The organism is Moorena sp. SIO1F2, assembly GCF_010672755.1.
GTDB lineage: Bacteria > Cyanobacteriota > Cyanobacteriia > Cyanobacteriales > Coleofasciculaceae > Moorena.
Genome location: NZ_JAAHFV010000021.1, coordinates 1 through 12,998, shown reverse-complemented (window position 1 = coordinate 12,998; position 12,998 = coordinate 1). Strand labels below are relative to the sequence as shown.

General features: G+C 43.4%; 6 protein-coding genes. 2 read left to right on the top strand and 4 right to left on the bottom strand.

Features of this window, described 5'->3' with window-relative positions; all coding sequences use genetic code 11:
- Positions 1 to 108: 108 nt before the first annotated feature.
- The 4 genes from F6J94_RS04555 to F6J94_RS04540 all read right to left on the bottom strand — a co-directional run bounded on the left by F6J94_RS04555 (position 109) and on the right by F6J94_RS04540 (position 9,570).
- Positions 109 to 1,659: an adenylate/guanylate cyclase domain-containing protein gene (locus F6J94_RS04555; RefSeq protein ID WP_293037337.1), complete on the bottom strand. Its 1,551-nt coding sequence runs from the start codon at positions 1,657 to 1,659 to the stop codon at positions 109 to 111.
- A gap of 248 nt (positions 1,660 to 1,907) precedes the next feature.
- Positions 1,908 to 6,119 carry a PAS domain S-box protein gene (locus F6J94_RS04550; protein WP_293037332.1) on the bottom strand — a complete coding sequence of 1,404 codons (4,212 nt, stop codon included), beginning with the start codon at positions 6,117 to 6,119 and terminating at the stop codon, positions 1,908 to 1,910.
- A gap of 1,089 nt (positions 6,120 to 7,208) precedes the next feature.
- Positions 7,209 to 8,132: a CoA-binding protein gene (locus tag F6J94_RS04545; protein WP_367142164.1), complete on the bottom strand. Its 924-nt coding sequence runs from the start codon at positions 8,130 to 8,132 to the stop codon at positions 7,209 to 7,211.
- 127 nt (positions 8,133 to 8,259) lie between these two features.
- The gene (locus tag F6J94_RS04540) at positions 8,260 to 9,570 is read right to left on the bottom strand and encodes an ATP-grasp domain-containing protein (protein WP_293037326.1); all 1,311 of its coding nucleotides are present in this window, start codon (positions 9,568 to 9,570) and stop codon (positions 8,260 to 8,262) included.
- A gap of 588 nt (positions 9,571 to 10,158) precedes the next feature.
- On the opposite strand from F6J94_RS04540, the gene F6J94_RS04535 reads away from it, so the two are divergent.
- Together F6J94_RS04535 and F6J94_RS04530 are read left to right on the top strand one after the other, a co-directional pair.
- Entirely contained in the window at positions 10,159 to 11,556 is a 1,398-nt protein-coding gene (locus tag F6J94_RS04535; RefSeq protein ID WP_293037320.1) for a hypothetical protein, read from the top strand.
- 103 nt (positions 11,557 to 11,659) lie between these two features.
- Positions 11,660 to 12,931 carry a pitrilysin family protein gene (locus tag F6J94_RS04530; protein ID WP_293037314.1) on the top strand — a complete coding sequence of 424 codons (1,272 nt, stop codon included), beginning with the start codon at positions 11,660 to 11,662 and terminating at the stop codon, positions 12,929 to 12,931.
- Positions 12,932 to 12,998: the final 67 nt, after the last annotated feature.

Here is a 12,998-nt window from a genome sequence, read left to right as displayed (position 1 = left end):
TGGGTTAGTTTAATTTAGGGTGTTGCTAAACTGCTGATCTAAAGGCTGAACTAAAGAAATCCGTCAAGGGTCAACTCATGTATAGTTAGGTCAATTACCCATTACCCATTACCCATTACCCATTGCTAATGGACCTGTGAGCAGATAAGTAGTCATTTTCCCTTTGCCTTTGACTTCAAACGGTTCCCGTTTATCAAACAGGTACTTATCTTTTAATTTTTCATATGTTGTACCTGTAACCTGAATGCCACCTGGTATACCCTGAGATTCCATACGGCTAGCCATATTTACCGTATCACCCCACAAATCATAGCTGAATTTTTTGATTCCAATTACCCCAGCCACCACTGGTCCACTGTTGATGCCAATCCTGAGACGGAAATTTTGATTCGTTTGAGCATTGTACTGGGCAATTAATTTTTGCATATCCAATGCCATTTTAGCGATCGCGTCCGCATGATACTTGCAGGGTTTTGGCAGACCGGCAACAGCCATATAAGCATCACCAATCGTCTTAATTTTTTCCACACCATGCTCCTCAGCTAGTTGGTCAAACTCTGAAAAAATTACATTCAGAATTTCGACCAGTTCGGTGGGAGAGGTTTGGGTTGAGAGTTTGGTAAAGTCAACTAAATCAGCAAACAAAACAGTTACATCTTCAAAACTTTCTGCCAGGGTACGTTCTCCTTTTTTTAACTGTTCTGCGACCGGTTGGGGCAAGATATTAAGCAGCAAAAGCTCAGCTTGGGTTCGGGCACGACGAAGTTCATCTTCATATTTTTTTCGCTCTGTAATGTCGCTAACTGTCCCTTCGTAGTAGAGTAAATCACCAAAATTGTCTCTGACTGCTCGTATATTTTCCGAAATCCAAATTACCATACCATCTTTCCGATAGACCTCGGACTCAACGTCTGATAAGGTTTCTTCTTTGTGGATTAGGGCTAATATATCGTCACGACGCATCGGTTCGAGGTAGAGTTGTGTCCCAATATCGGTGACTTGATTAATCAGTTCTTTTGGCGACTGATAGCCCAAAATACTTGCGAGTGCTGGATTAGCGGTGATAAATTGTCCTTCTGGTGTAACTTGAAAAATGCCTTCAGTGGCATTTTCAAATATACTGCGATATTTATGCTCAGCTTCTTGTTTCTGCTTGATTTCCTGTTGAAGTTGAAAATTTTGTTCTTGTAGTTGCTTTTGTAAACGCCCGAGTTTCAAGTGAGTGTTGACTCTCGCTCTTACTTCTTCCTGCTGCACTGGTTTGGTGAGATAATCTACTGCACCGAGTTTGAAACCTTTAACTTTTTCGAGAGTATCAGTACGAGCCGTCAGAAAAATAACTGGGATGTCTCTAGTTGACTCTTGAGCTTTCAAGCGACGGCAAGTTTCAAACCCATCAATTCCGGGCATCATAATATCCAGTAAGATTAGATCCGGTTGAGTATAGTTGACTTTCTGGAGGGCACTATAGCCATCTTGAGCGACTAAGACTTTGAAGCCAGAATTGCTCAACAACTCAAACATCACCCCTAAATTAGTCGGACTATCATCAACAATCACAATTACACCTTTATAGCCAATTTTGTTATAGCTCTCAGTTAGGGTAATTTTCCTGGAAGAGGAATAATTAGTAGTTTGAGTTACTGAGGAAATATTCATAATCACATGAACTCGTTATTGGGGTTTGTCGCTAATCAATGGCTAATTATAAAAGTCCAACTAATCGGATATCATCTCCAAAAAAAAATAGTTATTGACATTTTAAAATAAACCTTAAAAATACACCCCTAAAAATATAATAAATTATTCCTGGATTAAACAATCATTTTAATTGCTTTATTTTACAAAATTTTGGTAATTTTTTTCAACTCAGTTTATCGATTTTTTAAATTATTTTGTTCCCGAGGTTATTCGCGGTATTTTTTATCCATGTACTGGCCAACAAATTCCAGTATTTGTCTTTCTTGAAAGCCTTTTGATAATTGACGCAAATTTTGAGCAAAGGGGATGAATTTATCATCCAACTGTTCAATCAAATTAGCTTCCTCTTGGATCCCTCTAATATCACCGATGATGGCGAGTTCATACAGAACGGAGATTTTCTCTGGCGATGGCGCTACAGGCATAACCTCTTCAGCTTTCTCTTCCTTAGTGGATTCTACAATTCCTTGTCCTCCTTGTTGTTCCTGGGAAACATCTGGTAAATCTAAATCTAGCCAAAAAATACTACCTTGACCTACAGTGCTTTTAACCTTTAATTCACTACCCATTAATTCCGCTAAACGTTTACTAATCGATAGTCCTAAGCCTGTACCATTAACCTGACGGTCAGTGTTACCCACTTGATGGAATGGCAAAAATATTTCTGCTAGTTGTTTTGGTGGGATACCAATGCCAGTGTCTGCTATGACAAAGCGCATTTTTTGAGTACCTTGCTTTTCGGTTAAAGACCGATCAACGTTCAACTCTGAACACCCCAAATAACCAACTTTAAACGTTACCTCGCCAGTATCTGTAAATTTGACAGCATTTCCCAAAAGGTTCATCAGAACTTGTCGCAGTCTTATTTCATCACCCTTGACAAATTCAGGGAGGGGCGAAAGGAATTCGTAACGGAATGAAATGTTTTTTTGTTTAGCACTGATCACCACAATTTCCACAATACCTTCCAGAAACTTGGGAAACTGAAAATCTCTGACATCCAGTTCCATTTTTCTGGCTTCGATTTTTGATAGATCCAGGATGTCATTGAGTAGGGTTAACAGATGCTGACCACTTTGCTGAATAATACTCAGCTGCTCTTTTTGCGTAGCGCTCAGATTAGGTTCCTCTTGGAGGATTTGGGCATAACCTAAAATTCCGTTAAGGGGGGTACGTAATTCATGGCTCATGTTGGCTAAAAATTGACTCTTAGCCCGATTGGCTACTTCCGCCTCAACTTTAGCCTGCTTCAACGCCTGTTCTGCCTGTTTGCGATCGCTAATGTCTCGAAAAATTCCCTGCACAACTGTCTTCCCTTGCAGCTCTAAAGTAGTCCCACTAACTTCTACAGGCACGGTTGTACCAACTTGATGCAGTAATTCCAGTTCTACTTGAAATACACCCCCTGCCTCCACATGTTGCTGGAAAATTTGGGAGTAGGCTTTGAATCGTTCTCGTGGAATAATCTTACTCTGATGTAACCCAATAATTTCAGATCTCCCACGGCCCAGCATCTGTTCCGCCATCTGATTGGCTTCCAGGATGATTCCGGTTTCCGCATCTGCCATCAGAATGGCATCACCAGCTGACTCAACTAATTTGCGATACTTCTGTTCCGCCTGCCGTAGTTTTGCCTCTGATAGCTTGCGTTCAGTGATATCTCGGTTACAGAAGATTCTACCATAGTAATCCCCACCACTGGTAAGCACTGGTGCTGAATAAAAGTCAAAAATACGCCCATCCTTGATTAAAAGTTCATCGTAGTTCGTTGTTTTGGGATGAGCCTGAAGATAGTCCACCTGAGCCAGAAATTCTTCGGGATGGTTCAGTTGAGAACTCACCTGCTTGAGCAATTCTTTAATATGATTGGCTTGAAACAACTGTTCTGGAGTCTGCCACAAGTCACAGAAACGGTGGTTGTAGGAAACCACCCGAAAATTTTCATCAACCACTAAAATTCCATCAATGGCAGCTTCTTGTTGCGCTTTGAGCATGGCATTTGTACGGAGCACATCCTCCTGTGCCACAGAGCGCTCAATGGCAATTCTAGCGAGTTGGGTGGCCTTATCCGCCAGTTCTTGCTCTTCGCGGTTTGGGGTATGAGGTTCAGTGTAATAGGTTGAGAAGGTGCCTAGCACCGTCCCTTGAGTGGACAAAATCGGGATAGACCAACACCCTCTGAGATTGTGGCAAAGTGCCAAATCCCTTATACTTCGACACAGGGGATGAGTGGCAATATCCTTAACCATGACCGGTTCTCGCCAATAGGCGGCAGTGCCACAGCAACCCATATATGGACCAATAACCATACCATCAATCCCCTGAATGTAGGATTCTGGAAGGCTGGGAGCGGCAGTATAACGCAAATTAACCCCATTTTTGTCCACCAGGAAGAAGGCACACCTAATTTTGGGAAATTGCTGCTCAATCAATCGAGCCAGTTGGTCTAGTACATCTGGCAGCTTCTCCCACTGGGTAATCATTTCCAGGATACGATTTTGTCCAGCTAATAAGGCTTTAACTCTCTGGCTATCAGTAATGTCAGTAAAGGTACCGACTAGACGAACCACTTTACCTTGATCATCTGAGATCACTAGACCAGTCGAGAGAATCCAGGAAATTGAGCCATCTTTGCGCAGCAGACGAAACCTTTGTTTCCACTGAGAACTTCGTCCAGCACATAGGTTATCTAGGATGGCTTTGACCTGATCTTGATCCTCAAGATGAATCAGCGCCAGTAATTCATTAATGGTCGGTCCCTCTTGATCCAATGGGTAGCCAATCAGGCTGAGAAATTGGGGCGAGTAGTAATGATCATAGGTTTTCAGGTTGATTTCAAAGAGTCCGTTGGTGTTAGCTTGAATAGCCAGAGCAAACCGTTCCTCACTCTCCCTAAGTGCATCCTCAATGCGCTTGTGTTCAAGAACCTCCGCGATTAATTGTCGATTGAGCTGCCTCAAGGTAGCTGTTCGCTCTTGAAATTGATGTTCCAGCCGTTCATTCTGGTTACGGAGTGCCTCTTGAGCGTGCTTGCGCTCTGTGATCTCCTCAACAGTAGCTTCGTAGTAGAGTAGAAAGTTACTACTATCGCGGATAGCCCGCACGTTTTTGGAAATCCAAATTATAGTACCATCTTTTTGATAAATCTGTGCTTCAAACCCTGAAACAACACCATCTTCCTGTAGCTGTAGAAGCAAATCTGCCCGTCGTTGAGGATCAACGTAAAGTTGGTGGGCAATATCGGTGACACTTGCTATGAGTTCTTCCGGTGATTGATAGCCATATATTCTCGCTAGTGCGGGGTTAGCACTGATATAGCGTCCGTCAGGTGTGGTCTGACAAATGCCCTCGACAGCATTTTCGAAGATGCTGCGGTATTTGGCAACGCTTAAGCGCAACAACTCTGCTGCTGAGTTTCGTTCTGATGTAGTCGCTGCCAAGAATAAAGGGATTGTCGCCATCAGTATCATAAAAACCTGTAGTAGGGGAACTGCTTCGCTCAAGTTCCCGGTGCTGGCAAGAAACGGTCCGGTACCCAAACTGGTTCCTACAATGGCAATGCTCGATACCATCAAGCAGCCTAGGGTGGTCAGGCGTTGACCAAATTGGAGGGCAGCCCAAATCAGCCAGGGAAATATCAAGCAGGCGAGGGGATAGGTTGCCATTTCTGGCGCAATGTCCGACCCAAACACTCCCCAACTCACTGTCAAGAGTGAAATCAGCCAGATAGCTACCAAAATAATTTGCTTTATCTTTATGCTTGCTTGAGGGGTTAACGGTTGTTGGTTAGACAGTTGGAGGTTAGTTTGGGTTGACTCTTCAACTTTCTCAACCTTGAACCTGCCAACCTTCAACTCCTTCACTAGGTAGCACCAAACTAAAAACACTGGTACTACGACTAAAACCACCATTAAGTCCCCTAACCACCATTGCCACCACATCCAGCCGAAATTCCTACCATCAAATTCACCACTCAGGTGTAAGTGAGTTAGACTGACAGTCGGAGCGATGAGTGTGGCAAACATCGACACCCCTAGGAAACCCAATACATCTCGTCGCCGTTCTAGGGAAGGACGAAGCTGCCACCACAGTGCCAATCCTATCGAGAGCAATACTGACAAGATATAGCCTAAAGCAGTGATCCCAGAAACTGGCCAGAACCTCTGAGGCGACACAGTCCAGAAAAATTGTCCCCAAGAAACCGATGGCAAAACTCCTTGGTGTTCGGTTAACCACCAAAGATGCTCCCTTAGTAGTAATACGGTTGCTTGGGTAATTCCTGTGGGAGACCAAACTGGTGGTACTAATGTATTCCCTCCAATCAATCCATGGACTAAGTTTGCCAGCCCAAGGTAAACCAAAGTCAGTAAACCTACATTAGTTAAGTGTTGCCAGAATCCTTTTGCGATGAAAATCATTTTGGGAATACGCCCAAAGATGGAGTTAGGCGAAATTAATCTTTACGCACATTGACATAATTTTCAATCCCTAAACCGGGAAATTCCGCAACTTTACAAACTCTTTTATTTTCTAGTTATATTTTTTTCATTCTCTTTAAATTAAAGGTTTTTTTGCCTTAGAGATTTAGTTAAAGTGAAAAGTGAAAGGTTATGGGTGAAGGCTACCAACTTAAGCTGGCATATAGCGACGGAGACTGGTAATTGTTCATTGTTGTTCATTGTTGTTCATTGTTGATGGTTTTCCCTTGTCTCCCTTCCCTTTGCTTGATCAGAGGTAGCCTGGGTGAAAGAGACGACACCAATCTCCTCTGATTCCCCTTTCTCCTTTTCCAAGTCCGCTGTTAACTATCATCAAGGAGCCAAGGCAAGTGGTATACCATTCAACTCAAACTTTCTATAAAGCTGAGATTTCACAGAATCCCCCTTACGCCATTGCCTAGGAGACATGACGCTGGCATTTTCTATTACACCTGAGCTATTGAAGGTTTTTAAATCAGCGCACCCACATATCCTTCTTTGGTTATCTAAAAAACTTGTATCTCAATTTTCTAATCTCGTAGGCGAGTAGGTGGGTTGTGGCAAAACATTAACGTAGTTATTTGAAGAAGAGTAGTAAGCGATGATCAACAAAGGTAATGTTAAGGTCAACAGCGCAATTACCGTACCCAAGACTTCTGCCCATCTATATGGGTGAGGGTCAGAAGAGTTGGCAGATGAGCCACTAAGTTCCATAAATTAATTGAAATTTAAACTAGGTCAGTTGAAAACGACGATTAGTTGGGTCTTATCATAAACCCTACATCCTCTATTTTATCGATTTATTTCCAAAGGATTGTTTTCTAGTAAACAATCTCAACCAAATTCCAGCCCGCTTAACGATACTTTGCAAAAAACTAGGCTTAACAAGGTTAAAAGTTGTAGGTTAAAGGTTGTAGGTTGTAGGTTGTAGGTTACCGGTTATAACCCACATTACCCATGTCAGTTTGTAGTATGCAAAGTATGATGTAAATCCGACCAATGGGTAATGGGGTGGCGAATCAATGCCTGTCAATGCTCGAGAGCCTTTTGAACCAAGATGGGAATTTGGGAAGGGCGTTCGGCTACTGGGATTCTCCCTTGCTTAAATACTGCCACTTTTCCCTGTGCCGTAGACACTTTAGTCATATTACTCATAGCCTCTGGTAGGTGAGTCGATAGCATAGCACTAGGGTTACTAATTAGTTGTGTCTCTGGTGTATAACGTCCTGCAATGTAGGAAATCACTGGTTTATGGATTTCCTGGGCTATATAGGCAGCGGCGGCCACGTCTTCGTAGCCGCCACCAGTCTGATCAACTAGGACAATAACGTTTGTAGCTTTATCTTTTTCCAAAACCTCCAGCCAATAGCTAAACGAAGAACCAACAATTGCTTCACTGCCAAGGTTAATCGCGATTGACTGTCCTAGGTTGGCTTGAGTTAAGCCAAAAGCCACTTCGTAGATCAGATAACTACCACGGGTAATTAATCCCACTGAGCCAGGGGTGTAAAATTCACTTTCGTGAGTCCCTAGCAAAACTTTTCCTGGAACAATAATTCCAGAACTGCTCGGACCTTGAATAATTGTCTTAGTAGCTTGGGCAATAGCTATCAATTCTACCATATCCAAGGGAGGAATACCACCAGTCACTAGAATAATTTGCCCTATCCCAGCATCTATCGCTTCCAAGGCAGCATCTTTGACCTGGTAAGATTCTTCAAAAATAATCGTTGTGTCTACAGCTTCGACATGATGGCAAGCCTGCTCTACTAAATCAAATACAGGAATGCCATGTAAGGTTTGCCCTCCCTGACCAGTACTAACTCCGGCTACGACATTGGTGCCATAGGCTTTCATCCGGGCAGCGTAGTACAAACCTAAGGGTTGTGTAATACCTTGTACTAGGACTTTGCTATCGCTGCTCAAGTTAATTGGTGATTGATCCTTAGTCATTTGTTGTTTGTCATTGGTCAATGATCATTGATCAATGATCATTGATCATTTTGAGTTGCCAGAAGACTCTGGCTAATCAAAAAGGATAAGGAACAAAAGAATCGTAACTGAGCACTGACGCACTCAGCTAGCTGACTAGGTTAGGACGTCGTGAGCCTTTCCTGGCAATAGATACAGCTTGCTTGACTGCCTCATCTAAGTTGTCTGTAAAGTGTACCGGGAGCTGAGCCAAACGCTGTTGAATCGAGTGAAAATTTGTCCCAACTAAACGGATCACAAGGTGAGGTCTCTCAATCCCAGAGGCTGATCCAGGAGATTTGCCCTTAGATAACAGGTCTTGGTGATGGGAGCTAAGGGGATGACTGGTGGAATTTTGCTCCTGGTTCTCTGAATTGAGTACAGCTGTTTCCCAACTTTGAGACAGTAGATAATTGGCAATCATCTCAGCTGCGGCATTGCTGGTAGCCCTATTGCTCAAGATATTCACTAAGACCACTTTAATCCCTTCAGATGTGGTTAGTTTTCGTAAAGCCTCTTGCAGTTCCTCTATGGCAGCAGGGGTTATTGGCCAGTATTGGTTAGAGTTGATAGTTGGAACGAGATGACACTGTCTTGGTTTACCCTTTGCTTGGTATACCAGATCAACTGTTGTTGCAGCTAGACACATGCTGTTGCATATAATCCCGATGTTGCCTTTGAGATCACGACCTTTGAGATCACAACCATTGAAATTATGGCTTGAGTTAGTGGGCATCTCTTGGTAAAATCCACTGTCAGCCATGGTCGATGTCAAGTTGATCAAATCCTGATGACGTCTCAGAGCCTTGTCGTTGATAGCAATCCTGCCATCAAGAGCCATGAGTTCACCAGTCGGGCTAACACCGAGGGGATTAATTTCCACTATGTCCAAATCTTTTTGGACAAAAAGTTGGTACATTTTATTAATAATCCCACTCACTGACTCAATCAGGTTACCATGAAGTCCCATTTTGATGGCAAGACGCCGCCCATAGAAGGGTGAAAAGTTTTGCTCGACCACAACCTTTTGCATATCGGTGATCAAGGCTTTGGTTTCCATACGCCCTTGGGAAGAACCCAATAGCACAGGACGGGCCAAGTTGTAGTCTAGGAACACGGCTAGATAAAATTCTTGTTCAGCATTGTAACGGGATTCTGCTAGCAGCACTTGAGGATGCTTACCCAGAATCGGGAGTTTGAAAATTGCCCTAGCTGCTGCGATCGCATCGATGGTATTCTCTACACACCGGATGCGACGAGCTGGGTTGTCTCCATAAGTAGATACTTGAGATTTGAGCACCACCGGATAGGGAATCTGTAATCCCTTGATGTCGGTAGGATGGTCAATGCGTTGAGCAGGCAAAACCGGAATGCCAATCTCACGGAATAATTCTTTAGCCTGGTATTCTAGTAGATGCATGATTCGCGAACAATCCTAAGCACGACATTTCAAATCTTTTGCCACTTGGTCCATGCTGTAGAAACACTTCCGTGAAAGTGTCTGCCAGCTGAAGCGGCCTGAAATTGGTTATTAAAAACAGGAAAATTATTCCCCCAGTAGCCCCTAGGTAGAATAGGTAGAAGGGAAGCAGGTGTCGATCGCTTTAAACGCCATCACTGAGTTATTAATCCATGATAGGAGTTAGGAGTTGATAACTCCAGATCACCGCCGCAGCCAGATCACGGTAGCTGTTTGTTGATGGTTCTAGATAAGTGCGGATCTTGGCATGTCTAATCGTAAGGTTGGAAGTCTAGACCCAATCAAAGATGACGGTGTCGGAGGATGTCACTGCTTGCTTCTTTGATTCTTCATAATTTCCCCCTAACCCCTATAATTCCTCACTGTTGCCTTAATATCTCACCAATTCCTGCCTAACCACTGGCAGCATAGGAGGATATTTTGGGTTAAGATTAAGTACCTTTTTTGGTATCCCTGGCTTTCCTCCTGCTACAGGCAATGGATTCTAACCAGTTAACCCCTGAGTCTAACCAAAGCAACGATCAATCAATGGATTCTGACGTTGCAGCCCATCCTTGGGACGAACCAATTTCTGATCCCGAGGCTCAAACCGATGAGCCATTCCCTGAAACACTACAACCCCATGAAGGAAATTCTAAAAGTACGTTTCTTTTGTTGGTGGTGGTGGGCATGGGATTGGGTTTAGTATTTTTAACCGGCGGCTTTTATGTTTTTACCCGTCCCTGCGTATTTGGGTCTTGTAGTTCACTGAATGAAGCTCAGCTATTGAGTAAAAAGTCAGCAGACACCCTGAAAAAACCCAAATCGGGAAAGGAGATTCTCGAAGCTCAGAAGCAATTAAAGACAGCGATTGAAGCACTCAAAGCAATTCCGTTTTGGTCAATGAAGCATGACACAGCACAAGAGTTGCTTCAAGCCTATCAAGTCAGAGGTAAAGACCTAGATCAGTTAGTGACAGCCATGCAAATGGCGGCTAGGGCAGGTCATAAAGGGAAAAATCCTCCCCATAAGGCATCAAAGTGGATAGCAATTCAAAAACTGTGGCGAGAGGCAATTGCCCGCCTTGAACAAATGCCTAAGGAGAGTAGCCTGAATGCTATAGCGCAACATAAAATTAAGCTATATAAGGTCAATTTAGAGGAAGTTAATCGGCGATTACTCAAAGAAAGACAGGGTAATCAGATTATGAAAGCAGCTAAGAAAGCGGCTCAGATTGCCCAAGCTCGTCAGGGTGTAGCCCAGACTTTAGAGGAATGGCAACTAGTCTATAGTACTTGGAAAACCGCATTAGACCGTCTGAACAAAATTCCTAAAGGAACAACCGTTGAAGAGGACAAGCAACGACTGGAGGAATTCTATAAAAATAATCTGGCCAGGGCGCGCGATCGCAAAACCCAGGAAAAAATTGCTACCAACGCCTACAATCAGGGACTACGTTTGGCTCAGTTGGCTCAAAAAGCTCAGGGAAAGCAGCAATGGTCGGTGGCTGCGATTCATTGGCGCAACGCTTTAACTTACGTGAAGCAAGTTCCAAACTCTACGTACTACCACAAAAATGCACAGTCTTTAATTGAGCCTTATCAAAACGCCCTTAAGGCAGTTCAAAGCAAGTTGCAGTTGCAGGTAAAGTTAAAACAAATTGGTGGTGATCTTGAACAAATCTGTACTGGGGAAACTCGAGTTTGTAATTACACCATTCATGAAAGTCTGATTAAAGTAGAATTAACACCTACTTATATGTATCAGGTCAGACAAACAGCCATTACGGCTCAAGTCAGAGGTGATGTAGAGGCTCACGCTGGCATCGTCAATCACGTATTGACTTTAGAAGATGCCCTCAAAGGGATTAGCTATAATTCCGATATCCCTATGGAAATCTATACCGCTGACGGGGCTCTGATTCAGGTACACAGTCCTGGGACTTAGTTTAGGGAAGTGTGAAGTAGTAATCATGATCTTTAACACTGGGTTAATCAAAATTAACGTTAAGTAATATCATGTAAAAAGTTACACATTGAGATTAGAAGCATTGTTATCTGAGCCCCTACCTCAAGTAAAGTTTCCTGCTAGTGTTTTCAAACTGACCAATGGCTTGAATGTCATTCATCAATACCTAAGCGCTACACCAGTAGTAGTGGCGGATGTGTGGGTTGGTGCTGGTGCGATCGCAGAACCAGAAGAATTGTATGGCATGGCTCACTTCTTGGAACACATGATTTTTAAGGGTACCGAGACCATTGCTCCTGGTGTGTTTGACTATGTGATTGAAAGCCACGGTGGTGTAACGAATGCGGCTACTAGCCATGACTTTGCTCATTTTTTCGTAACCAGTGCTTCTGAGTACTTAAAACACACCCTGCCTCCCTTGGCAGAATTACTCTTACATCCTGCTATTCCTGAAGAAGAATTTGTCCGGGAACGCTGTGTGGTGTTAGAAGAAATTCGTGGCAGCTACGATAATCCTGATTGGGTGGGATTTCAGGCTCTTTCTGAGAGCGTTTACCAACGTCACCCCTATGGCAGACCGATTCTGGGTACTGAAGCGGATTTGATGGCTCACTCTCCCCAACAAATGCGCTGTTTCCACCAATGCCATTACCAGCCGCAAAATATGACTGTGGTGATTGTAGGTGATATTGACCAAGAATCAGCATTAACTATAGTTAACCAGTCATTTCAAGATTTTCCTTCCCCCACTGATTGTCCTAAACCAGAGGTGATAGCTGAACCACCATTTATCGGAATTAGGCGTCAGGAACTAAACTTGCCTCGCCTGGAGCACTCACGTCTATTGATGGCTTGGCACGGACCAGGGATAGATCAGCTTGGGGATGCTTGTGGTTTGGATTTACTCTCTGTGCTCCTGGCTGATGGACGCTCTTCTCGCTTGGTAAGAGAATTAAGGGAAGAGAAACAATTAGTGCAAGACATTGGTAGTAGCTTCTCTCTACAGCGTGATTCGAGTTTGTTTACTATTACCGCCTACCTAGAACCCGAGTACCTAGAACAGGTAGAAGCAATAATTAGGGAACACCTGTGGCAATTGCAACAGACACCAGTGTCAACCACAGAAATCAAACGCTGTCAACGTCAGCTCTATAACGACTATATTTTTTCCACAGAATCTGCTGGTCAACTTGCTGGTTTGTATGGTTACTACAACATTATTGCTACAGCAGAAGCAGCCTATAGTTATCCGATTGAGATTCAAAAGCTAACAGCTAATGACGTAATGCACTTAGCCCAGCGGTATCTTTCTCCCCATCGCTATGCTATCACAATCCTCAACAGTATGGCTTAAAGTATAGCTGAAATCGTAACTCATTTTGAGATTCAAAAGCTCAGAGATTTAGACCTAATGCACTTAG

Bases quoted from the DNA above. Each gene is read 5' to 3' on its own strand.
- F6J94_RS04555 (WP_293037337.1), bottom strand. From the start codon at position 1,659: ATGAATATTTCCTCAGTAACTCAAACTACTAATTATTCCTCTTCCAGG.
- F6J94_RS04550 (WP_293037332.1), bottom strand. From the start codon at position 6,119: ATGATTTTCATCGCAAAAGGATTCTGGCAACACTTAACTAATGTAGGT.
- F6J94_RS04545 (WP_367142164.1), bottom strand. From the start codon at position 8,132: ATGACTAAGGATCAATCACCAATTAACTTGAGCAGCGATAGCAAAGTC.
- F6J94_RS04540 (WP_293037326.1), bottom strand. From the start codon at position 9,570: ATGCATCTACTAGAATACCAGGCTAAAGAATTATTCCGTGAGATTGGC.
- F6J94_RS04535 (WP_293037320.1), top strand. From the start codon at position 10,159: ATGGATTCTGACGTTGCAGCCCATCCTTGGGACGAACCAATTTCTGAT.